The organism is Rosistilla oblonga (assembly GCF_007751715.1).
GTDB lineage: Bacteria > Planctomycetota > Planctomycetia > Pirellulales > Pirellulaceae > Rosistilla > Rosistilla oblonga.
This window is the reverse complement of sequence record NZ_CP036292.1, coordinates 5,729,604-5,753,185: the sequence shown is the minus strand read 5'-3', so window position 1 is coordinate 5,753,185 and position 23,582 is coordinate 5,729,604. Positions and strand designations below refer to the sequence as shown.

The following is a 23,582-nucleotide window of genomic DNA, read 5'->3' as shown; positions in this document are numbered from 1 at the left end:
CTGGAGGGGGCTGTCGAATATGGTTCCAAGCTCGACTCGCTGATCTTCAATTCAAAACGATCGCTTCGTTAAGCGTCTTTCTTCGACTCGGCATGCTGTGGAGCAGGATCGGGAGTCTGCGGAACCACTTCACGCTCTGGTTCGGTAAACACATAGTCATCGGACTTCGCGTCATATTCAATGTCGCCGAAGTAATATGGGTTTCCAACGACCGGTGGACGTTCGAAGTTGTAATAAGGTGGAGGGCTCGAACATCGCCATTCCAAGGTTGCACCACCCCAAGGATTGCGTGGTGCCTTCTTGCCGCGATACAGCGAGTGCAGAAGCACGATCAAAGCGACCAACAGGCCAAGTCCCAAGGTGAACGCACCCACGGTCGACATGCGGTGCAAACCGGTGAACTCGGGATCGTACGTGGCGTAACGGCGAGGCATGCCGCGGCTGCCCAGTACAAACTGAGGCAGGAAGGTCAGGTTGAATCCGATGAATACGATCGCTGCGGAGATACGACCCCAGGTCTCGTTGAACATCTTGCCGGTCATCTTCGGCCACCAGTGGAACAGTCCGCCCAAGAACGCGACCAAGGTTCCGCCCATCATCACATAGTGAAAGTGGGAGACAACAAAGTAGGTGTCGTGTAGGTGCAGGTCGGTGGTCAGGGTTCCCAAGAACAGTCCGGTCAGACCGCCGATAGTGAACAAGAACATGAAGGCCAATGCGTAACACATCGGAGTCGTCAGGCTGATCGAGCCCTTGTACATCGTGGCCAACCAGTTGAAGACCTTAATCGCCGACGGTACCGAAACGGTAAACGTCAACGCACTAAAGATAATCGTGGTGATCTCGGACATGCCGCTGGTGAACATGTGGTGTCCCCAGACCAAGAAGCTCAACAGTGCGATCGCGATCGAACTCAACGCGATAAAGCGGTAACCGAAGATGCTCTTGTGGCAGTGAACGCTCATCAATTCGCTGATCACGCCAAAGGCGGGCAGAATCATGATGTATACAGCGGGATGGCTGTAGAACCAGAAGAAGTGCTGGAACGCGACGGGATCGCCGTTAAACGCCGGATCAAAAATACCGATGTGCATCAAGCGTTCGCAGATCAACAGCAACAGCGTGATTCCAAGAACGGGGGTGGCCAGGACTTGGATGACAGCTGTCGAGTAGATAGCCCACAAGAACAACGGCATCTTGAACCAAGTCATTCCCGGCGGACGCATCGTGTTAACGGTGACGATGAAGTTCAAACCTGTGAAGATCGAACTGAACCCGAGGATAAACGCACCCATCGTGGCCGCGATCACCGAGGTCGATGTCGTGGTGCTGTAAGGTGTGTAGAAAGTCCACCCGGTGTCGAGGCCCGTGGTGCAAAGTGCAAACAGGAAGAACAACGCACCCGCGGCCCACAGGTAGAAACTACTGAGGTTCAATCGCGGGAAGGCAACGTCTTTTGCACCCAGCATGACAGGGACCAGGAAGTTCCCCAACGCCGCCGGAATACTTGGGATGATGAACAGGAAGATCATCACCGCACCGTGCAACGTGAACACCTGGTTGTAGGCGTCGTTAGACAGGAAGCTGCCCTGCGGATTGTACAGGTGAGCACGCAGGACCAACGCCAGCGTTCCCCCGAGGGCAAAGCTGACCATCACACCAATCAAATACATCAACCCGATGCGTTTGTGGTCGAGTGTGACGATCCAAGACATGATGCCTTTGGTATTGGTCAGATAATTGTCGTCGGACGCATGGTCTGCAGTAGCTGCGCTTGACATGCTCATGTCCTCATTTTTCAAACGTGGTGTATGTGATTGTTAATCGGAACCGAAGAAACCCGCACGACGCATTGCTTGATGGCGTCTGCTGGTCGTTTCTCCAACTTACTTTTTCAGTGACTTGATATAAGCGACCAAGGAGTCGATCTGGTCGTCGTTCAGCTGGCCTTGGAACGACGGCATTACCGGCGGATAACCTTTAACCACCTTGGCCTTCGGGTTCAGGATCGATTCGCGAATGTAGTTTTCGTCGACCGAAACCTTGCTGCCGTCAACCATCTCGTGTTCGGCGCCGAAGCTGTTCAAGAACGTTGGGCATTGACCGGCGGTCCCGTCGGCCGAATGGCAACCTTTGCAGCCGCGGGTCGCATAAAGGAACTCGCCGTATTGTTCGGGGGTCTGATCGTCGGGACGGCGGTTTGCCGATTCCAACCAAGCGTCGTATTCGTCTTGGGTCTCGTGGACGACAATCTTGCCCTGCATCATCGAGTGATCTTTGCCGCAATACTCCGCACAGTAGAAGTCGAAGTATTTGCCTTGGTTCAAGATGTTCCCAGCTTCTTCTGGATCATCGCTCTTCCACTGCATCTCATCGTCGGTCAACGATTCCGTGCCGATCGTTGGCGTGAACCAAAGCGTGTTGTACCGGCCTGGAACGATGTCGCGTTTGACGCGAAACGCAGGGATGTACATCGCGTGCAAAACATCCTTGGATCGCATGATCAATTTGGTCGGTTGGTCTTTGACGACGTGCAGTTCGGGATTCATGATCCCGCTGCCGTAATCGAACAACCACGACCATTTTTGCGCGGTGACTTGGACTTCACGGGCATCGCTTGGCGGTTGCCGCATGTCCAGATATCCGACGCTACCGCGATAGAACATCCAGATCAGCAGGAAGCAGGGGCCGACCGACCAAGCCAATTCCAGCGCGGTGTTGTGCGTTGCTTTGCCTTCGGCTTTTTCACCCTTGGGCTTTTGGAACTTGAACGCCGCCCAACCCATGTAGATCATCATCGGCACGAAAAACGCGACGCTGATCCACAGGATCGCCTTGTACATGAAGTCGACTTCCGTGGCGAAGTTCGACGCGGTTTTGGGGAACCAAAAACCGTCGGAGACGTCGGCGAGGACGAACGAGAGGTTCTTTAATGTTTGCATCAGTTTGAAACTCTATTGAGAATGGTGTGCAGCGTTCTGCTGGACGTTCATTCGCGATTGGTTAGGTAATTCGTGATTGCTGAGGTCTGCCGACGTCTTGCGTCGTCCGAGCCAATAGGGAACTAATCCGATCAACAGCAGCAGGACCGTGGCCGCTGCGCTCAACCGCATGATCTTCCAGGCGCTGGCGGTATAGCTGCCTTCCAAAGGATTGTAGACAGAACAATACAAAACGAAGTTATCGACCAACGAGCCGATGTTTCCGCCTCCAGCAGCCAGCAGGCCCAGTTTGACCTGGTCCGCCGGGTAATCGATCAGTAATAGGTAGCTGCTGATCATGCCTTCGGGAGTGCAGAAGGCAAGCATTGCAGCGTGGCTGTATTGCCCGGTCTCGGGGATGAACTTGTATCGAAACCCGATCGCGTCGGCAACTTTTGTAATGGAATCTTGGTTGCCAGTTAAGAAGTGCCAGCCGTCAGCAACTCCTTCACGAGGCAATATGTTTACGTACTTCGACTTTGTTTCTCGCGCCTTAAAAGGCGTCTCTTTGGGATCGATGCTGATCGTGACGATCTGAAAGTCTTTGCCGACTTCCAAATCCAGTTCGTCCAAGGCGGTGACAAGTTTGTTCAATTGCAAGCTGCACAACATCGGGCAGTCGCTGTAATTGAGCGTCACCAACACGGGTCGTTGGCCGTCAAAAAACTGGTTCAAGCGAACCTTTTGTCCGCGTTCGTCGAAGAACACGGTGTTCAGCGGCAGCGTCTCGCCAAGTCTTTGCTCGACACCGACCTCTTGGACGCTTGCTGGAAGGTCCTTAATCAATTGTCCAACCGCAGGCTGATCTGTGAATAAACAACAGATCGCGGCGAGACAGTAGATTGCCAACGGCAGTCTTTTAGGCTTCGTCACGGGTTCCTTCATCGGATTTCTTCTCTTGCTTGAGCGCCGAATCGATGGCGTTTTCGATCGGGATACCGAACCGTCCGGTAACAGGATCGACAACCACAAATTCGTTCAAGCTTTCGGTTTGTTCAGCCAGGATCTGATTGAACTGGTTGTATTCGGTTTCGAGCATCTTTCGCGTCTGCTCACCGTTATCCATCCAATGGAAGATGATCGACACGAAGAAGATCGTGATCACGGTGCCAACGACAAAAATCGCGCTGTAAGCGTAGATCTGCTTGTTGTCCAAGTCGTCGTAATGAGCCATAGCCAGTGCCGCTTATTCAATAAAAGGTTATGTGTTCAGTGCGGGGCGATTGTCGTCTCGCCTCGACCTGTCCTCCACGGGCGGGCCGTCATCTCGAGGGCCAGCCCGGTAAAGGGGGTCACTAATTAAATGTTCTCAAACTGCAGAGCTTGTGGCAAACGTGGGTCCTTGGCGGCAACCAATGGAATCCCCGATCCGATTCGCAACATGACTCCGATGAACAAGGCAAACATGCCCGCCACGCACAACAGCGAACTAATCAGTCCCATCGCACCACCAAAGACTAGGTGGTTCTCGTGGCCTGCTTCGGGCATGATCACCCAGTACATGTCGACGTAATGCATCGCCAAGATGTAAACACCCCAGCATGCCATCCACTTCGGCCAGCGACGCATGTGTCGCGACATGACAGCGAAGAATGGGATCAACCAGTGCATTAGGACAAGCGACAGCGAAACGAGCGACCATCCTTCGAGGCCATCGCCCTGTCGGTGCAAGAACCAGATCGTTTCTTCTGGAATGTTTGCGTACCAGATCAACATGTATTGGCTAAATGCAATGTAAGCCCAAAACACGATAAAACCAAACGTGTACTTTCCAAGGTCGTGGAAGTGTTCTTCGTTGATCTCGTCGACCAGCACGCCGCGTTGTTGCAAAAAGTAGATCGAACTGCACATCAGTGCGAAGAACGAAACCATCGATCCGGCGAACAGGTAGACACCAAACATGGTGCTGAACCACAGCGGATCCAATGACATGATCCAGACGAACGCCGCAGCCGATACGCTTAACGCAAACCCAAACGTTGCCGGTCCGCTCCAGCGTTGCATCTTGGCGGTGAGGGCGATGTCACCGGTTTCGTCCTGCTTGCAGCTGTTGGTCCAGAAGTAACGAACGATGACCGTCCAAACTGCCAAGACAACAACGGATGTGATCAGGTAGGCGACCGGGTTAAGGATCTTCGCCTTTTCGTGGTTGGCAGGCGTCAGTTCACCCCATCCCTCGGCGTTCCAAGGGTAGAGCGCGCCATGATCGAAAAACAATACATAGACCACGATCGGTAGGAACAGAATCGCCATCAATGGAATGACCGCCATGATGATCTCCGCGACCCGTCGCACCGAAGCGCTCCATCCGGCGCGGCTTAAGTGTTGGATGATGACGAAAAACATTGCCCCTAGGCTGATCGTCAGGCAAAACGTGAACGCCGTCAGATACGCGTGCAGCGAATGCGAGACACCATTGGGTGACATCAAGCCGGCGATCACGCCAACCAGCACCGCGATTCCGCCACCTGCCAGCAAAGGCAGTTGGATGCCGCTGAGCGATTCGGGCAATTGCAACGTGCGATCGTTTGGTTCTTTTGTCATCGTTGTTTTGGGTAAGGCCGAGTTACTTTCGGCGTCGTCTTAAGTGATGGATTGCAGATCGTTTCGCTTGCCGCAATCAGCAGCCCGATTGCAGCGTCTGGTTCGTCCCCTGGGGAACTCTCTACTTCTTGTCGTCAGCAGGTGCCGCCTGATCGGCCGCAGGTTCGTCAGCAGCCTCCGGCTTCGCTTCCGCTGCTGGCTCTTCCTTCGCCGCTGGTGCGTCCTCAGCTGCTGGCTTCTCTTCAGCCGCTGGCTTGGCTTCTTCTGCGGCTGGTTTCTCTTCCGCTGCTGGCTTAGCTTCTTCAGTCGCTGGTTTTTCTTCAGCAGCTGGCTTTTTCTCAGCAGCTGGCTTTTTCTCAGCAGCTGGCTTGGCTTCTTCAGTCGCTGGCTTTGCTTCAGCGGCAGGTGCCTCTTCGGATGCAGCTTCTTCTGTTGCAGGCTCAGCCGATTTCTTCGCTTGTGCCTGCTTCTCGCGTTCAGCTTCGGCGGATTCGATTTGCTTTTTCAACTGTTCCGCTTCACGAGCCAATTTAGCTCGCTTGTTGGCCGGGATTTCGTTGATCGTCGCATCGCGGCTGGCTTGCAGAACCCGCAGGTAGGCGATGATGGCCCAGCGGTCTTCGACGGCGATCTGGCCCGCGTAACCTGGCATCTTGCGAATGCCGTTGCTGATCGTGTTGAAGATCTGACCATCGGGCATTTTGTCGGCGGCGAGTCGTTCGTCGTGCAGCGACGTCGGTTGTGTCCAGGTGGTGGCCAGGATCTTCTTTGCGCGTTGATTGACCAGGCCGTCACCGAAGCCATCGCGGCCGTGGCAGACTGCACAATAAATATCAAAGCGTTCACGGCCACGGTCGAGCGTAGCGCGGTCGATCGTCAGCGGATTCTCTTTCACCCAAGGAGTCTGGGCTGCGGCGTCGCCGTCGGCTTGTTGGGCAAAAGCGACAAGCTGCGTCGAACCGTCAGGGCCACCGCCGGCCATCGCTTCCAATTGGATGCCGGTTTGGTCGTCGATGTCGAATTCGCCGTTGCCGCGCGACACGGTACCGGGAACGTTGGGACGCATCGTCCGGCCGTCGGCAAACAGGATCGTTTTCTGTTGCGGCTTCTTCGAAGGCATGAAGTCCATGTCCCAGAAAATATGGAAACGTGGCTTCGAGCTCTTCGTGACTCGCATGTCGGCGATCACCAGCAATGGGAAGATGCTCAAGACAGCCAAGACCAAGACGGCGAGATAGATGAACCGTGGCACATTGGGCGACGATTTATCATCGTAGACGTCTTCGACAACATTTGGTTTGGTATCGTCAAGCAGGGCTCGAGCACCAGCGTCGTCAAAGCGAGCGTCGGCCGAATCGATGTACAAGAAAAACTTGTCATCGGTCGCCGCGTCGAAGCGTGGGCTGGTGAACATCGCGTTGCTGAACTTCGGCAAGCCGTTGAGGGCCCATTGTCCGAAGAAGGCGGCGAACGCGGAGAACAGAATCGTCAACTCGAATGCGACGGGAATGAACGCGGGGAGACTGATGTACGGCTTACCCGAGATGATGTACGGATAATCGATCGCGTTCATCCAGGTTTCCATCGACAACCCGGTCAAACATCCGGTGGTGCCAGCGGCCAACACGATCCATGGCAGGATCGTGGGCTTGATGCCGATCGCTTCGTCGATGCCATGCACCGGGAAGGGGCTGAACGCATCGGTCTTGGTGTAGCCCGCTTCGCGAACGCGATTCGCCGCAGCGATCAGCGCATCGGGGGTGTCGTATTCGGCAACTACACCACGGGATTTCGATTGATTGCCAGAGGAGTCAGCCATCGTCGGCAAACCGTCCGTTCTGTTGAGGTGCGATAAATATGTGTGGCGGTTGATTGCCACGGCCAAAATTATGTACGGGGTTTAACCCGTTGTTCTTATTCAAAGCCAAAGTGTCGGTGACACCTAGGCCGGTGTTTTCTTAGTGCTTGTCGTCGTGGTGTGCATGTTTGACGTGCAACTGGTGAGCCAGGACTGCTTTGACTTCGCTCATCGCGATGATTGGCAGGAACCGGCAGAACAACAGGAACAGAGTGAAGAACAGCCCGAAGCTGCCGATCAGCATTCCGATGTCGACCCACGTCGGCGAGAAATATCCCCAGGCACTAGGCAGATAATCTCGTGACAGCGAACTGACCACGATCACAAAACGTTCGAACCACATCCCGATGTTGACGAAGATGCAAACGATCACCATCGCGACGAGGTTGGTTCGGAAGAACCGGAACCAGAACAGTTGGGGGCTGATCACGTTACACGTAACCATGATCCAATAAGCCCACCAGTACGGTCCAAAGGCACGGTTGATAAAGGCGAACTTCTCGGCCGGAACCTGACCATACCAAGCGATGAAGAACTCGGTACCGTAGGCCAAACCAACGATCGATCCTGTCGCCAGAATGATCTTGTTCATGTTTTCAAGGTGGCGGATCGTGATCAAGTTTTCCAACTTGAACATGCTGCGGCAGGGGACCAGCAGCGTGACCACCATCGCAAATCCGCTGAAGACAGCACCGGCAACAAAGTACGGTGGGAAGATCGTCGTGTGCCAGCCAGGAACTTGGCTGACCGCAAAGTCAAACGAAACGATCGTGTGTACCGAAAGGACCAGCGGAGCAGCCAGTGCGGCCAGCAACGCGTACGCCTTTTCATAACGGTGCCAGTGGCGAGCCGAACCGCTCCATCCCAGCGACAGGACGCCGTAGACAAAGCGACGGAATTTGTTTTTCGATCGATCGCGGAAGGTCGCTAGATCGGGAACCATGCCCATGTACCAGAACAACAGCGAAACCGTCGCGTAGGTACTGACCGCAAAAACGTCCCACAACAGCGGGCTGCGGAATTGTGGCCACATCCAGAGGTTCAAACTCGGGTACGGGAACAACCAGTAGGCCAACCAGGCACGACCAACGTGGATACCCGGGAAGGTACCAGCACAAACGACGGCGAAGATCGTCATCGCCTCGGCCGCGCGGTTGATACTCGTTCGCCAATCCTGCCGGAATAGGAACAGAATCGCGCTGATCAAAGTACCGGCGTGACCGATACCGACCCAGAACACGAAGTTCACAATCGGCCAGCCCCAGAAAACTGGAGAGCGGTTACCCCAAACACCCACACCGGTGTACAGCAGGTAGGCGATCAACAGCCCAAAAAATGCTGCGACGTGCGAGGAGATCAAGAACGCCACGATCCAGGCTTTACTTGGCATCCGCTCGGCGATCGTCGATACCGATTCGGTAATCGTGTGATACGTCGTCGAATCCCCCAGCACCAACGGAGCGCGTTGGTCGGGTTGTTCCAAGGTATTGTCGAGTTTGTTGGGAACGGCAATCGCCATTGTTTTGTCTACTGCTGTGTCGTGGGCCCAAGCGGATGCCGGGGCGCGATTCAGTTTGGGTAATTCCCAGGCCGTGACCTGGGGACATTATTTCTTTAACTCACAAAACTCTAAACGCGAGCGACATCGCCCAGTACGGGTAGCATCGCCGACTTCTTTGCTTCGGCCTTCTCTTCGTGGCCGTGGCCGTGACCAGCTTCTTCGCCGTGTCCCGCATCGTCATGGCCGTGGGCGTCGTGATCGCCATGGCCATGCGATTCAGCCGCCAAGTGATCCAGTTGGTCCTGGGTCATCAGCAGGTGATGCGTGTTGCGGATGCGAGCCAGATAGGCGGTCCGCGGCTTGACGTTCAACTGGTCCAGCATGTAGTAGGCTCGGTTGTCCTTATGAGCCAGCGAGACCGCCGATTCTTGGTCGGCCAAGTTACCAAATTCGATCGCCTTGCTTGGGCAAGCTTGTTGGCACGCGGTGACCACGTCGCCGTCTTGGATCGGGCGTCCGCCTTCTTTGCGAGCTTCGATCTTGCCGCGTTCGACGCGTTGGATGCAGTAGGTGCACTTCTCCATCACACCACGACCGCGAACGCTGACGTCGGGGTTGAGGACCAGTTGCTGCAGCTTGCGATTGGCGTTCTCGATCTTGTCGGGGAACGCATCGATGCCGTAGCCGGTGCCGACGTCTTCGTTGAAGTTGAAGTAATTGAAGCGGCGTACCTTGTAGGGACAGTTGTTCGCACAGTAACGCGTTCCGATACACCGGTTGTAAGCCATCGCATTGATGCCTTCTTCGGTATGTACGGTCGCGGCAACGGGGCAAACCTGTTCGCACGGTGCGGTTTCGCAGTGCTGGCACGTGACAGGTTGTTGAACGATCTGCGGCGATTCGTCGACGTTTTCGGGATCGCCACTGAAGTAGCGGTCGACGCGAATCCAATGCATTTCGCGGCCCATTGCGACCTGTTCCTTGCCGACGATCGGAATGTTGTTTTCCGATTGGCAAGCGACAACGCAGGCGTTGCAACCGACGCAGCGATTCAGGTCGATCGACATGCCCCACTGCGGACGTTGGATCCCGTCGTTTTCGATCATCTCCAACGGTTCGGTCCACAGCGACTTAAGCGCCGGGCTGTGAACACCCATGTGTTTGACGAACTCGGGATCTTTTTCGAGCTTTTCGATCGTGCCTTCGCGGACCAGGCGGTGGCTGCGGTCAACGGTTTCGTTGAAGCCGAGTTCGTCGATCGCAAAGTGATCTTGAGTGGTCGACAGTTCGTAGGTCGTCGATCGTGGACGGGCGGTGACGCCTGCGGCCATCAACGGGCTGCTGCTAGTTCGCAGAGCCGCGATGTCGAATCCAACCGGATCGGTACCGAGGTCATCGTTGCCACCGACGGCACCGGCGCGACGACGGCCGTAGCCCATCGCAACGGTTACGACACCGGCTGCTGCACCAGGCAGTTCGTAAACAGGCAACTCGATCGCCGAGTCCCCTTCGCCCAACGCGACCATTTTGTTTTGGCTGACGCCGATTTTCTTGGCGGTTGCAGGCGACATCAACGCGGCGTTATCCCAAGTCAACTTGGTCACCGATTGAGGCATCTCTTGCAGCCAAGCGTTGTTGGCGAAGCGGCCATCGTAGATGCCATCGGCGACCGAGATCACCACGTCGACACCTTCGGCTTCGTATTCGCTGGTCGGCACAACGGCAGCGTCGGTCAACGGTTCGTCACCGCCGCTATAAGATGCCGCTGGCAACTCCGCTTTGATCGATGCTTCGAAACCATCGTGCAGCAATTGACGCCATTGGCGGTTGCTGAGCGATTCACCTGCAGCGGCATCAGCCGTCTTGCGAACGATTGCTTCGGCATCGGGATTGTCTTCGCCGAGGAACCAAGCCAGGTATTCCACGATCGTCTTGCCGTTCAACAGCGGCAGGATCTGCGGCTGAGTGACGCCGTAGAAACCGTCGTCGGTTTGGCAATCGCCCCAGCTTTCGAACGGATGAGCTTGTGGCAGCACCCATTGGCAAGCGACAGCGGTTTCGTCGTCGTATTCACCGACGTAAACGCTCGCCGACGCCTTGGCAAGTGCCGCGGCAACGTCGATGTCGCCGGTGGAGGTGAAGACGGGGTTGCCGCCCAAAACGACGACCGATGCGATATCGCCCGAGTTCAGCTTGGCGACAAAGTCAGCCAGGCCAACGGTCTTCAGTTTGCTGTCGATCGGTTCGGCAAAGCGGATCGTCTTGCCGAGGCTTCCGAGTTTATTGTTCACGCGGATGCTGGCGGCCAGGGCTTCAGGACCCAGGTGATCGCCGACGACGACCAAAGCCTTGCCCTTGCTGGCGACCAGATCGCTGGCCATGACTTGGATCAAACGCGTCAGCTTTTCAGCTGGCGGCAGTTTGTCGAAACCGACTTCCGATTCGGCGACCTGTTCGCTTGCCTCACCACCAAGTGCCACGTCGATCTGTTTTTCCAGAGCGGCGATGAAGGCGGGCATCTGCGAAGGTTGCAGCGAATAACGCGTGTCGGCTGCCATGCCGGTGTTGGAGAAGCTCGATTCAATCGAATACAAGCGGTTCATCTTGCCAACTTCGGGCGATCGGCCATCGGCAAATCCGGCGGCGTTGGCGATGAAGCCGTGATCGGTTCCGAGGATGTCGGCATCGATGCTGCAGATGACTTTCGCAGCGGCGAGGTCGAGGATCGGTTTGCCGACGCGGCCGATTGCTTTTTCGGTCGCTTGCGACATCGCGTCGCCGCGCACTGCGTCGTAGCGACCGATCGTGATCGCCGGGAACTTGGCTTGCAATTCGGTCAGCAAACGGACGACCGAAGGGGACTGCGTCGGCGGCATCAGGATGCCAAAGCCCTTGCCGTCGTTGCGAGCCAGTCCGTCGCGGACGGCGCCAAAACCCTTGACGCCGATCGCGTTATCGACAGCCGCGGTGAACGTGTCCCAGTCGTCGGTGCCAGGATTTCGCATCCCCTTGGCTCGCGAGATCACGCCGTCCATGCGGTCGGGATCGTACAACTGTAGGATCGACGCTTGGATGAACGGGTCGGTACCAACACCTGGCGATGGGTGCTGCGCGTTGGCTTCCACCTTGATCGGACGTCCATCGACGCCGGTGATCAACAGGTTGTAGACGCGGCCAGCCCATTCGATGTTCGTTGCCGTGAAGTGCGGTTCGCCGGGAACGCGTCCATCGGGACGGATCACAAAAGGTGCGATCGTTTCTTCGGCGTAACGGCATCCGCTTGCGCTGAGCGTGCCCAGGGCGATCGACGCACCCATCAGCTTCATCCAGCGACGGCGCGAAACACCCTCGGGAAACTCGGAAGCGCCCACGGGGAACTCGCGGTGCATAAACTGCTCGAAATCGGGCGTCTGCTTGATTTCGTTCAAGCTACGCCAATAGCGACTACGAGGTTTTGGTTCGGTTGTCTCGCTCATCGATGACATACAGCGCAATTGGTCTGAGGGTGAATGTTCTTTTCTTTAATCAGCTTTTCGCCCAAGGCGATCGGATCCTCATCCGATTTCCAATCCAACTTGGTGACGAATTCGACGGGACGGATGTCCGCCGGATCGACACCGCGATGGCAGTCCAAGCACCATGCCATCGAAAGTTCTTTTGCCTGATAGACAACATCCATTTTGTCGACGCGGCCGTGGCATCGAACGCAACTGACGCCGGAGTTCACGTGGGCAGCGTGATTGAAATACACGAAGTCGGGCAGGTTGTGGACGCGTTTCCAGCCGACGCTTTTGCCCGTCTCCCAACTCTGGTGCAACGGTTTCAGCTTGGGGCTGTCGGCGTGAACTGCCGACAACGCCGTCTGTCCCGCTTCGTCGGCTGGGCTGTGGCAGTTGATGCAAGTCGCTGTCGGCGGTACCGCTGCGAGAGCCGCATCGAAGACCGTGTTGTGACAGTACCGGCAATCCATTCGCAATTGCCCTGCGTGTATCGCATGGCTAAATGGAATGGGTTGATCGGGTTGGTATCCGGTATTCAACGTTCCGGGATCGGTAGCGCCAATGAACACCACGCCAGCGTAGGCACCACCGCCTGCGACCAACGCGCCCATTAGCATCAGGAACCGATTCACCCAGCGGGGAAATAGAAAACGATCCATAATTTTGTTCAAAGAACCAGTGCTAAAGGCTCTGTTAGAGACAATTTGATTAGGTACTGAACGCTTTCGTGCGCCCACGTGGAGGGCAGTATCGCTGTTTACCACCCACTTCTACAAGGGCTACCTGAGGTTCGCGACATTTGACCGCACTACTGTGCGAAGATCTTCTGCTCCACGACCCGAAATAGGAACAGCAACGCGCACATCGCAACCAACGCAAGCAGCAGAACCGCACCGATTAGCGGCCCCAAAATAAAGACGCCCGAACCCCATTGATTCCAGATCGCGTCCCAGAAAACCACGGTTAATACAGCCCCAGCGGCCAGGTAGGGCCCAAAGGGAAGCATCCGATTGCCGGTCAATAACCAACTGGCCAAGACGATCGCGATCGCGGTGAAGGGAGCCAGGAAAAAGACAAACAGCGCAGCTTGCCAACCAAGAAAACCTCCTACCATCGCCATTAACGTAACGTCGCCAAACCCCATCGCTTCCTTGCCTAGCCCAAGTTTTGCAAACACGCGAACCGCCCAGATCTGCCCACCGCCAAGTCCCACGCCGACCAGAGCGCTCAGCAGAGCCAGCCAAGCCGAGCCGCCTAGCCCAAAATAAACAGCCGCGATCGCGACGCTTCCTGTCAACCAGATCGCGACCAGCAGTTTCCAGACCTTGGTGCGGAACCGACCCAGCAGCATCGTTTCGTATTTCACCAGCCCGGCGGCGAAAAATTGAATCGCTTTGACGAAGCCTTTCCGCATGATCCAGCGGCGGTTGGCAAGCGCGAAGCACCACGCCGCGAAGATCGCTTCACCCACGATCAGCCCCATTGGGGTCAACCATTTCGTTTCGATGGGGGCTGGCGCTGTGAACATCACCGCCGCCAAGCCGCCCTCGGTTGCCCAGGGTAAGCAGAGTGGCGATCCGATCTGCGGCATCATCATCGCCGCGATCACGTGCAGCGTCAGAGCCAGCAGCGTGCCGGTAACCGTGACCGCGTCGGGGATCGTTTGTTCGTCGAAGTCGATGAAGGTCGCGATCATCAGCAGCGTCATCAACAGCGCGTGGCCGAGATACATGATCAGCATCCACTGCTGTGTGACCACCAACATTCCCGGCGGCATCCCCGCAGCGGCTCCCGATGGCAATAACCCTAGTTCGATAACTTCCCACCAAAATAGGCCCGCCAGCATCGGTCCGAAGAGGAGTTCGATCAGCATCGGCCGCAACCAGAAGATTCGGCCGTGGATCTCGGTCTCGCGGCGCAGACCGAACCAGCCGAAGACTGGGATCCGATCGGTCCAGGTTCGCGGCAGCGCCCGGTCGTCGGCTTTGCCCCACGGGCTGATCGCTCGCGGAAACCAGGCCCAAGAATAGATCGCCCAGTTAATGAACGCTCCCAATACGACACCGACCAGAACGATCAAGAGATAAGTCACGCGGGATGATTCTGATTGTGTGTGGCCAAGAGCGCAGGCGACGCTCCCTGCGAGCGGCGCGAGCCACAATGGTTCCACAAACCGCAACACGAAGCAAGCACACACACTATGTTCGCCAGTGGCACCGCCGCGCGACGGTGCCGCGAATCGCTGGCCGCTGGGCTAATGAATGCCGGCGAGTTCGATAGCTTCCGCCTCGCCGTCGGTCGCCGCTGCGGGCAGCTGCGCCGCGCGGGAGGCCGCACTGCAGGTGACGCAGTAGACAATCCGGTAGGCCGACGGGACAAAGACCAACGCCAGCAGCGTCGCGCCGATCACGCCTCCGGCGATGGCAACCGCCAGCGGTGGCCAGAACCCGCCGCCAGCCCAGATCAGCGGCATGAAACCGGCGACAGTCGTCAGCGTCGTCGCGATCACATGCCGGCTGCAGCTGACAATCGTCTCCACGATCGGCTCGGTTCCTACCGGCTCTTTGCCATGTTCTTCTTGCAACGCCGCCAGGACGACGATCGAATCGTTGATCGCGATTCCGATCAGCCCCATCGTGCCGATGATCGCCATGAAGCCAAACGGGAACCCGAACAGCCACAGCGATCCCAGTCCCAGTCCGATCGATAGGAAGCCGACGCAGCCGATGATCGCCGCCAGGCGGAACGATCCAAACGAAAGGACAAGCGTGGCGACCATCATCACCATCAGCAAGCCGACGCTGGCCATCAGGTTGCCAACCGCATCGTTTCGCTTCGAGGCTTCACCGCCATACGCCAACTCGTATCCGTGAGGCAGGACAAATCCGCTCGCCTCAAATCGTTTTTGGAACTCCGCCAGCGCGCTGGCCGGCAGCGTTCCAGCGGTCAGGAATGCGCTGACCTCGTTCATTCGCCGGCGATCCAATCGCACGATCACTCCCGTCTCCGGTTCCAGCGACCAATCGGCGACAGCTCGCAACGGCAGCATCCGCGCCCCCTCCTCACCGACCGCGGCCAGTTCCATCGATCGGACGCCCGACATCTCGGTCCGCGACCGATCTTCGACACGCACGCGAACCGGCAGTTCTTCGGTCTCTTGGATCACCGAACCGGCAAGTTGTCCGTCGAAGTTGGTTTGCACTTGAGCCGAGATTTGCGACGGCGACAGTCCGGCGATCGCCGCCGATTGCGGATCGACTTGCAACCGCACCTTGGGCAGCGTCTCGCTCAACAGGCTCATCGTGTGCGTCACCTCGGGCACGCCCGCCAGGACCGCGCGGACCTGTTCTCCCAGTTCGCGCAGCTTCAGCAGGTCGGGGCCGAAAATCCGCACCTCCACCGGTGCGTTAAACGGCGGTCCCTGTTCCAGTTGCCGGACCAAGACCCGCGCCTCGGGAACCTTTTCGTCCAGCGAGGTCTGCAGCCGGCGAATCATCGCGTTGACCGAAACCCCTTCGGAGACGCGAATGATCGCTTGCCCAAAGTTCGGCGTCCCGCGGCGATTCGCCAGCACGTTGTAGTAGAAGGTCGGGGCGCTCTCGCCGAAGTACCAATCGATCTGCTCAATCGCTTCGTCCGCCAACGTCTCATCGATCAACTTGGCCACGCGCTGCGTGTCGTCGATCGAAACGCCGGTTGCCAGTTCGACTTCGATATGAAATTGATCGCGGTCCGCCGGCGGGAAGAACTGTTCGGCCAGCGTCGGTGCGACGCTGAAACCGGCCACCGGCAAGATCACCGCGATGCCGATCGCCCAGCGTGGATGCGAGATCAAGTGCGTCAGCAGGCGTCGGTATCCGCCGATCAACCACGTTGGCGAGATGCCCGATTGCAAGAAGCGAGCCACGCTGTGCGGCTTCGATTTAGGATTGTCAGCGCGGATGAACAGGGCCGCAAAGGCGGAGATCACGGTCAGCGAATAGAACAGCGAAGCGAAGATCGCCATGATCACGCTGATCGCGATCGAACCGACAAATTCCCCCGCAGGACCCGGCATCAACACGATCGGTGCAAACGCAAAGGCTGTCGTCAGCGTGCTGCCAAGCAGCGGAATCGCCAGCTTGCGAACCGTCTTGGCGACCGCATCGCTGGGGCTCAGCCCATGCATCATTTCGACTTGGATCTCGTCGGCGACAACGATCGCGTTGTCGATCAACAACCCCAGTGCGATGATCAGTCCCGTCACCGACATCTGGTGGACGGGGATCTTCAGAATGTGCATTCCAAATAGCACCGTCAGCATCGTCAGCGGCAGCGCCGACGCGACGACGATCGCGCTTCGCCAGCCCATCAGACACAGTATCACCGCACAGACCGCGATGCCTCCCATCGCCAAGTTGCTCAGCAGACTCTCGAGCCGCGCCGAGACGTATCCGCTCTGGTCCATCACTCGGCAGATCGATAGCCCCGTCGGCAGTTCGCTGGCAAAGTCGTCGACTACTCGATCGGCCGCAACCGACCACAAATCGATGCGCGTCTCGGGGCGAATCAGCACGCCCAGCGTGATCGCCGGTCGCTCGCGGTGCCAGCCGACGCGAGGCATCGGTTGCGGTGTGGCCAACGAAACGTCGGCGATCTGATCCAGCCGAACGAACCTTCCGTCAGCCGCCCGCACGTCGGCTCGTCCGACATCCGAGAGGTCATCAAATTGGTTGCCGACCTCCAGCGAAAGGTCCAGCCCCACGCCACGCATCTGCCCGGCGGCATCTTTCGCATCAAAGTGTTTCAGCTGCGCCGCGATATCGCCGGCGGAGAGGTTCAGTGCGGCGGCTCGCTGCGGATCGACTTGCACGAGGATCTCTTCGCCGGGATCGCCGAAGCGGTCGACCGATTCGGTTCCCGGCATCCCTTGCAATGCGTCCTGCAAACGTTTGGCACTCCGTCGCAAGACGGCATAGTCGACGGGCGCGTCGAGATCCCAGACGACCGACAGGATCCGGGCGTACGCGCGGACTTCAAGATCGTCGAACTCGGGCCGCGACGCTTGGGCCGGCAGTTCGGGCAAACTGTCTTCAATTTTGCTGCGAATCTTCGACCACACGATCTCCGATTCGGTCACCTGATCCAGCAGTTCGATCGAGATCGACGAGACTCCCGACCGACTCTGCGATCGCATCTCTTTGATCTCTTCGATTTCTCTCAGCCGATCTTCCAGCTTCTCGGTCACCAACGCCTCGACTCGCGACGCGTCGGCGCCGGGCAGCCGCGTGACGATCAAGGCGACACGTTTGATCAGCACCGGATCTTCCATCCGCGGCAGAATCGCCACGCTCGACAAACCGGCAACCGCCACCAGCGCAACGATCAAGATCAACGAACGCTTATCGTGGACCAAGCGATTGGTCCAACCATGGCGTTGGGTTTCGCTGGGGTCTTGCGACTGCGAGGCGTCGGGAGTTGGCGTTTGCTTCATAGGTTTTGTGCGGTGAAGGTGCGGGCCTCGCATGTGTGGGCTAGTTCAACGACAACGTTTCGACGATGTGAGGGGTCTTCCTGTCGACGGGAGCGACCGCCATGCCGGGCGTTAAGCGATGCAGTCCCGCCGCGACCACATGGTCTCCCGCTGCGATCATGCCGCCGCAGATGCGTGCTAGCCGCGTATCGGTTTCGAGAACCTGAACATCGCGGCGTTGAACGGCAAAGTGTCCCGGGCTGTCTTCGACAACCAACATCAGCGACCACAGTCCGCGAGTCGATCGAGCCAGCGATGTGATCGGCACCCAGTAGGAATCGCTGTCGCTGGTCCGCGCGACGCCTAGCGAAAGGCTGGCCGTCCGTCCAGGAACGATCCCGTCGGCATAACTGCCATCGGGACGTTGTTGTTCGCGCGGGATCGTGACAAGCACCGCTTGGGTTCGCGTGCTGCGATCGAGCTCCGGTTCGATCCGGCCGATGATCGCCTGGATCGTTGTTGGTCCGACGGTGACCGCCACCTCTTGCCCCGGTGAAAGTGTTCGTGCGTCCTCGGGAGAGACTCCAAATCTAGCTTCCAGCGGATCGGTCTGAATCACTCGTAGAACGATGCGATCGGGGCTGGCGATCGTTCCTTCGTCGAGGAACCGCCGGCCGACGACGCCATCAAACGGAGCGACGATGCCGCCGTCGCGGAGATCGACTTGGTAGCCCTTCAGTTCCGCATGTAGCATCGCCACGCGAGCGCGCTGGGCGGCCAGTTGTTCCGGCCGCGTGCCCGCTTGCAGCTCTTTCAGTTGTTGATCCGCCGCTTCCAACGCCGACTCCTGCTGCGCCGCCTGGAATCTCGCGTTGTCATAGGACTGGATGCTGGAGGAGTTCGAACGCTGCAGTTCCAGTTCGCGAGCGCTTGTGATCTGCGCCAGCTCGACCGCTGCGGACAACCGGCTCACCTCCGCCGCAGCCGCCGCGATCGTTTGCTTTCGCGGCCCCGCTTCCAATTCGGCCAACATCGCTTCGGCCTCGGCGATCCGCGCCTGGGTCGCTTCGACGATCGCGTCGAGGTCGTCGACTTCCAATTGAGCCAGCGTTTGGCCGCGGCGGACGATGTCCCCCTCTTCGACTGCGATCGACAGGACGCGGCCGCTGCGTCGGAACGCGAGGTCGGCCTCTTTACTCGCTTGAATCGTGCCGCGGTAATCGTCGATCCGCGGCGGGGCGGCGAGTTGCCCCAGTTGAAGTGTGGTTACTGGCAGCGGCCGCGATCCGGCGCTCGAGGCGATGATTGCCGCCGCGTCGGGAGGACCTTGCGACGCGCCGGTCCAGTTGTTGGCGGCGAAGAAAATCGCCAAACCGGCGACCGGAATGGCCGCCAGCATCGTCATCGACCTGGTTCGTGCGGAGGTCATGATTCACCCAGTTTGTGTTCTTTGTCCAACCACTGGTTCAGATTCGTTCGCACCTTCTTGATCCATCGCTCGTACGATTTCGGATCGTGTAGCGGCTGCCACAGCAGGCCGTCCAGCAGGCCGTTGCAGTTGCGGCGGATCGCGCGGCGAGCGTTTTCGATCCCCAGATCGGCAAGCGATGGGCTTGTCAGTTCCAACATCAGGCCGCCGTAGACAAGCGACCACAATCCAAACACGATGTCTTCGACAGCGTGCGTCTGCTGGGTTTGCAGATCGCCGCAGGCCATCGCATCGCGAACGACCGTGGCGACGGTGTGCATGCACCGCGACTCGCAATCCCGCAGCAGCGCCTGCCGTTTCGGCGATGTCTTATCCCAGACCGCATCGTGGCGGATGATCTGTTCGATGCGAAACAGTTCGTTGAAGCGATCGACGAACAGTTCACATGCGATCCCGATCGCCGCGACGCGTTGGCGAGGGGAACCGTCGAGGCTTGCGGCGCGATTGAACAGGCTCAACCGGCACTCGACCGCTTGGATCGCCAGCGCCAGGACGATCTCTTCCTTGTTCGGGAAGTGGTTGTAGACGGTTCCTTTGGCGGTCTTCAGCTCCGCCGCGATGGCGTCCATGCTGAGGACCGAGATGCCGCCGCTGGCGATCATCGGACGAGCGAGATCGAGGATTCGCGATTCCCGCTGGCGAATCTGTTGCTGTTTAGGAGTCAGGCTTTGCATGACTCAAAAATATGACGCGGCGTCAAAAATGACAAGGCGTCAATTTTTTGAGAGCGGTTTTTGCAGGGAAACGCAGGCTGCGGCTGACTCTTGGTGCAATCGCGACGATTGAATTGCCCAAATGTCCAGTTTCGCGGCGGTGCGAGAAGCGAGCGGCGGTGGGCGGTTACCGTTTGCCCAGTCCGACCATTTCCAGCAGCCGGATCGCGTTGGTCGTCGGGGTGACGCCGCTGCGCATCTTGTAATCGAACGTCATCGTTTCCTGCCCCGACTTGTCGGTTTCGATGTGCTCGCGGAAATGGACGATCGTGGCGACCGATTGCATCGCCGGATCGTCAGCCAATTCGAGATCGTGCGTGCTGATCGCTCCGATCGCTTGCATGTGGACCAAGTGATCCAGCACGGTCGAGACGGCGATCTGCCGCTCGCGGCTGTTGGTCCCCTGCAAGATTTCGTCCAACAGATAGACCAACATCCGATCTTTCGACGCGTGCAATCGCTCTGCATGATCGACGACTTCGCGCAGCCGTTTCAGTTCGGCCATGTAAAACGAAACGCCTTCGCGGAGCGAATCGTCGACGCGGATGCTGGTTGCGACTTCGCAGGCTGGCAGTTCGAATTGCTCGGCGCAGACGACCGATCCCGCGCCGGCCAGTTTGATGTTCAGCCCCAACGATCGCAGCAGCGTGCTTTTGCCCGACATGTTCGATCCGGTCACCAGCAGCAGCGTGCCGGCAGGCCCCAGCCCCGCATCGTTGACCACGCGGTCGGAGTCTTTTAACAGCGGATGGCCAAGGCTGCGTGCGGCTACCTTCCCCTCGGGCCCTGCCTGGTTCCAAGTTGGCGCGGCCCACTGCGGATATTCGTCGGCCAGCGCCGCCAGCGAGAGGATCGCTTCGATTTGTCCCAGGGCGTCGAACCAGCCCGGCACATCGCTGCCGTAGCGAGCTTTCCAGCGCTCCATCAACGCCAGTACATGGACGTCCCACAGCCCGATCAATTGCAGCAGAACGTAGGGCAGGAACAGCATCGGGGCGTGTCGCAATCCGGTCATCATCGACAAGCCGCCCATCGCGCGAAGCCCCGCGATCGCTCCCGATTGAGGATCGAGAATCCGCTGGCGGACCGGGCCAAGCATCTCGATCTCTTCGGGAATCCAGTCGGCAGCTTCGAACAGATTGATGTAGTTTTCGACTTCGGCGCGGCGCGTCGCCACCGACTTGAAGATCTCGTGGACCGGCCCAAGGAAGCCGACGGTCACGACGATCGCAATCGCAATCGCCACCAGTTGGATCGCTGCGGCGACGGAGATCGAGATCAGTCCGATCGCGCACAGCGGCCAGACGATAAACGGCGTGATCGCGATCGCTCGCGCTAACGGCAACATCCAGCTTCGCGGTCCGGCCAGCCAAGCCGGTGCGACGGCCCAGCTTTCAAAATTCTCAGGCGATGCGGTCTGGCCGGCGACGTCGCGGGCGCGAGCATAAAAGGTTTCCCGCTGCTGGTGAAAGCTGGCGAGTTTGCGAGCGGCGAGGTTCCTCGCGGCAGCTTGTTCGGGGATCGCCGGGCCGCACAGCCATTGGGCGAGAGTCAGTTTGCCCGGCTGGGTTCCGGCCAGCGAAACGAGTTGATACAGCGATCCGACGCCAAACAGATCGAGGTCTTTCGCGACCGCACGGCCATTGCGGTCGATCCACGGCACGTCGTCGGGCAGCTCGAATACGGGAAGTTCCGACCAGCGGCGGTCGAGCCGGGCGAGCAGTTGTCGGTACAGCGAGCGACGGCGGCGGATCGCGGTCATCGAATCGCGAACGTATTCGTGCCACGTGATCACGACCATGAAGCAGGCCATCAGGATCCAGCCGGGGACGACCAGCAGCAAGGATCCCTGAGCGGCGGCGTAGCCGACGATCAGCAGGATCAGGCCGCCAAAAAAGAGCAGCCCGCGGATGATATTCAGTTGGCGATTCCGCGATTCAAAGGCGGTCACCTCACCGGCTAGCTCTTCCAATCGCTGAACATAACGCTGTCGAGCGCTGCCAGGTTCGCTGGCGGTTGGCGGGTCAAGCGGCTTCGCTGTCTGCGGCGAGCTCGTGGTTTCCGATACGTTTACGTCCATTGCCAATCACTTTCAGCGCGATGCGATCTTCCAAGTTGGGGCGAAAAACAGTCAACAACATTAGTGGAAGATACCAAGCAACGTACAGCCCACCCCCGTAACCGTGCCAGAACTGAGCCGCTGCCATCACCGCCGCAGAACAGCTCATCAAGGTGCCGAGGTTCTTTTGCCCAGGCCAAAACGCGAAAAAGCCGCTCAGCACGCCAAAGGCAACCAGGATCGGCAGCCGCCAGATCGGATTCCAGCCCAAGCCCCAGATCCCCGCGAGTCCCTTGGTGACGGGCAACCAAAGGCCAAACATCTGTTGCACGCGATCGAGGATCAGATCGCGTTCGCCCAGGAACAACAGCGCCGCCAGGACAGCGACGGTCAGTCCCATGCCATACAGGAATCGCCGCAGCCCGCGCTGCCAGTAGAAACTGATCCACAGCGGCAGCAGGAATAGCGGGTAATAGACAAGTCCAGCCGCCAGCCCGATGAAGATCCCCGAAAGGATCGGACGGCGGTAGCAGAAGACGGCCCAGATCAGCAGCGCCGCGGGGAGCACGTGGTCGACTCGGCCTGTCGTCTGCGCGGTATAGGGCAGCAGCAGGTAAAGCGCCGCAGCACCGACTCCGGCGCGAATGTTCTTAAAGTGGAACTGCCCGATAAAGACGACTCCTAGGGCGACAGCCAGCTGCGATGCGATCGCCAACGCTCGCGCCACGCCGGCGTAGCGAACCGGTTCGGCAACGCCCGCGTTTTCGGCGTCGGGAGTGGTCGCAATCGCGGGCAAGCGATTGACCAGCGGGTAGCCCGGCCCCGGCTTGGGCCCCTGAGCCGCTTGGATTTCGGCGGTGCTGGTGATCACGTTGGCCATCAAAAAGATGAACATCGCGATCCCAATAAACGACAGCCCGCCGGTCGACAGGTTGGGATCCAGCAGCGGACGCCGGACCAGGATCGGGTCGAGGATCATCCGGATGCAGATCAGCCCGGCGACGCCCAGCAGCCAGATAAAGCCCCACCGCTCGACATCGGCCACGTTCACTCCCGCCACCAGAACTTCGGGAGGCTGTGTTTGGGTGGCTGCGTCGGCCATCCCCAACAATTCGTCGGGGGTCGCCACCTCGATCCGTTCTGCGATCTCCGGCGGCATCGGAGGCTGGGACGAATGCGTCGCTTCAACGATCGTCTCCCCCGCCACTCGCAGCTGTCGGCCCTCGTGCACCATCAGCAATCCAGGGGATAGCAGCAACAGCAACAGGATGTCGACGTTCCGCAGGCTCCAGATCCGATAGAAAACAAAAAATAGACCAATGATCAGCAGCGACGACAGGTAGACCCAGGTAACTGGGTCGGGGCGCTGATAGTGGAATAGAATTTGGCTCATGGATCGTCCGTGCCCGCGTTGATCGGCGGGCTTGCGCAGTGAAACAATTCAAACTGTTCACTGTAAAGGATAAACAGCTGCGGAAAACCAGC

General features: G+C 58.4%; 15 protein-coding genes. All 15 read right to left on the bottom strand.

What is annotated here, in order from left to right; all coding sequences use genetic code 11:
• Nucleotides 1–68 precede the first annotated feature (68 nt).
• A complete protein-coding gene (locus CA51_RS20355; RefSeq protein WP_145123022.1) occupies nt 69–1,781 on the bottom strand; it encodes a cytochrome c oxidase subunit I in 1,713 nt (570 codons plus the stop codon).
• A gap of 105 nt (nt 1,782–1,886) precedes the next feature.
• Entirely contained in the window at nt 1,887–2,942 is a 1,056-nt protein-coding gene (locus CA51_RS20350; protein ID WP_145123021.1) for a cytochrome c oxidase subunit II, read from the bottom strand.
• 12 nt (nt 2,943–2,954) lie between these two features.
• Nucleotides 2,955–3,866, bottom strand: coding sequence for an SCO family protein (locus CA51_RS20345; RefSeq protein WP_145123020.1), 912 nt, complete (start codon nt 3,864–3,866; stop codon nt 2,955–2,957).
• Nucleotides 3,841–4,155, bottom strand: a complete 315-nt coding sequence (locus tag CA51_RS20340) for a hypothetical protein (RefSeq protein WP_145123019.1) — start codon at nt 4,153–4,155, stop codon at nt 3,841–3,843. The genes CA51_RS20345 and CA51_RS20340 overlap by 26 nt, the downstream gene beginning before the upstream one ends.
• A 125-nt stretch (nt 4,156–4,280) precedes the next feature.
• The gene (locus CA51_RS20335) at nt 4,281–5,525 is read right to left on the bottom strand and encodes a hypothetical protein (protein ID WP_145123018.1); all 1,245 of its coding nucleotides are present in this window, start codon (nt 5,523–5,525) and stop codon (nt 4,281–4,283) included.
• 121 nt (nt 5,526–5,646) lie between these two features.
• A complete protein-coding gene (locus CA51_RS20330) occupies nt 5,647–7,344 on the bottom strand; it encodes a quinol:electron acceptor oxidoreductase subunit ActD (protein WP_145123017.1) in 1,698 nt (565 codons plus the stop codon).
• Nucleotides 7,345–7,483: 139 nt separating this feature from the next.
• Nucleotides 7,484–8,902, bottom strand: a complete 1,419-nt coding sequence (gene nrfD / locus CA51_RS20325) for an NrfD/PsrC family molybdoenzyme membrane anchor subunit (RefSeq protein ID WP_145123016.1) — start codon at nt 8,900–8,902, stop codon at nt 7,484–7,486.
• Nucleotides 8,903–9,012: 110 nt separating this feature from the next.
• Nucleotides 9,013–12,360, bottom strand: a complete 3,348-nt coding sequence (locus CA51_RS20320; RefSeq protein WP_197451351.1) for a TAT-variant-translocated molybdopterin oxidoreductase — start codon at nt 12,358–12,360, stop codon at nt 9,013–9,015.
• Nucleotides 12,357–13,043: a cytochrome c3 family protein gene (locus CA51_RS20315; RefSeq protein ID WP_145123014.1), complete on the bottom strand. Its 687-nt coding sequence runs from the start codon at nt 13,041–13,043 to the stop codon at nt 12,357–12,359. The genes CA51_RS20320 and CA51_RS20315 overlap by 4 nt, the downstream gene beginning before the upstream one ends.
• Before the next feature lie 149 nt (nt 13,044–13,192).
• Nucleotides 13,193–14,476: a prepilin peptidase gene (locus CA51_RS20310; protein ID WP_145123013.1), complete on the bottom strand. Its 1,284-nt coding sequence runs from the start codon at nt 14,474–14,476 to the stop codon at nt 13,193–13,195.
• A 162-nt stretch (nt 14,477–14,638) separates the two neighbouring features.
• Nucleotides 14,639–17,857: an efflux RND transporter permease subunit gene (locus tag CA51_RS20305; protein ID WP_145123012.1), complete on the bottom strand. Its 3,219-nt coding sequence runs from the start codon at nt 17,855–17,857 to the stop codon at nt 14,639–14,641.
• 40 nt (nt 17,858–17,897) lie between these two features.
• Nucleotides 17,898–19,265 (bottom strand): efflux RND transporter periplasmic adaptor subunit, encoded by a 1,368-nt coding sequence (locus CA51_RS20300; protein WP_145123011.1) that lies wholly within the window; start codon nt 19,263–19,265, stop codon nt 17,898–17,900.
• Nucleotides 19,262–19,999 carry a TetR/AcrR family transcriptional regulator gene (locus CA51_RS20295; protein WP_145123010.1) on the bottom strand — a complete coding sequence of 246 codons (738 nt, stop codon included), beginning with the start codon at nt 19,997–19,999 and terminating at the stop codon, nt 19,262–19,264. The genes CA51_RS20300 and CA51_RS20295 overlap by 4 nt, the downstream gene beginning before the upstream one ends.
• A gap of 166 nt (nt 20,000–20,165) precedes the next feature.
• Nucleotides 20,166–22,118 carry a MutS family DNA mismatch repair protein gene (locus tag CA51_RS20290; RefSeq protein ID WP_145123009.1) on the bottom strand — a complete coding sequence of 651 codons (1,953 nt, stop codon included), beginning with the start codon at nt 22,116–22,118 and terminating at the stop codon, nt 20,166–20,168.
• Nucleotides 22,063–23,490 carry a glycosyltransferase family protein gene (locus CA51_RS20285; RefSeq protein WP_145123008.1) on the bottom strand — a complete coding sequence of 476 codons (1,428 nt, stop codon included), beginning with the start codon at nt 23,488–23,490 and terminating at the stop codon, nt 22,063–22,065. The genes CA51_RS20290 and CA51_RS20285 overlap by 56 nt, the downstream gene beginning before the upstream one ends.
• Nucleotides 23,491–23,582 lie beyond the last annotated feature (92 nt).

What these genes read in the sequence shown, in the direction of transcription:
- CA51_RS20355 (WP_145123022.1), bottom strand. Translation starts at nt 1,781, where the DNA reads ATGTCAAGCGCAGCTACTGCAGACCATGCGTCCGACGACAATTATCTG.
- CA51_RS20350 (WP_145123021.1), bottom strand. Translation starts at nt 2,942, where the DNA reads ATGCAAACATTAAAGAACCTCTCGTTCGTCCTCGCCGACGTCTCCGAC.
- CA51_RS20345 (WP_145123020.1), bottom strand. Translation starts at nt 3,866, where the DNA reads ATGAAGGAACCCGTGACGAAGCCTAAAAGACTGCCGTTGGCAATCTAC.
- CA51_RS20340 (WP_145123019.1), bottom strand. Translation starts at nt 4,155, where the DNA reads ATGGCTCATTACGACGACTTGGACAACAAGCAGATCTACGCTTACAGC.
- CA51_RS20335 (WP_145123018.1), bottom strand. Translation starts at nt 5,525, where the DNA reads ATGACAAAAGAACCAAACGATCGCACGTTGCAATTGCCCGAATCGCTC.
- CA51_RS20330 (WP_145123017.1), bottom strand. Translation starts at nt 7,344, where the DNA reads ATGGCTGACTCCTCTGGCAATCAATCGAAATCCCGTGGTGTAGTTGCC.
- nrfD (WP_145123016.1), bottom strand. Translation starts at nt 8,902, where the DNA reads ATGGCGATTGCCGTTCCCAACAAACTCGACAATACCTTGGAACAACCC.
- CA51_RS20320 (WP_197451351.1), bottom strand. Translation starts at nt 12,360, where the DNA reads ATGAGCGAGACAACCGAACCAAAACCTCGTAGTCGCTATTGGCGTAGC.
- CA51_RS20315 (WP_145123014.1), bottom strand. Translation starts at nt 13,043, where the DNA reads ATGGATCGTTTTCTATTTCCCCGCTGGGTGAATCGGTTCCTGATGCTA.
- CA51_RS20305 (WP_145123012.1), bottom strand. Translation starts at nt 17,857, where the DNA reads ATGAAGCAAACGCCAACTCCCGACGCCTCGCAGTCGCAAGACCCCAGC.
- CA51_RS20300 (WP_145123011.1), bottom strand. Translation starts at nt 19,265, where the DNA reads ATGACCTCCGCACGAACCAGGTCGATGACGATGCTGGCGGCCATTCCG.
- CA51_RS20295 (WP_145123010.1), bottom strand. Translation starts at nt 19,999, where the DNA reads ATGCAAAGCCTGACTCCTAAACAGCAACAGATTCGCCAGCGGGAATCG.
- CA51_RS20290 (WP_145123009.1), bottom strand. Translation starts at nt 22,118, where the DNA reads ATGGACGTAAACGTATCGGAAACCACGAGCTCGCCGCAGACAGCGAAG.
- CA51_RS20285 (WP_145123008.1), bottom strand. Translation starts at nt 23,490, where the DNA reads ATGAGCCAAATTCTATTCCACTATCAGCGCCCCGACCCAGTTACCTGG.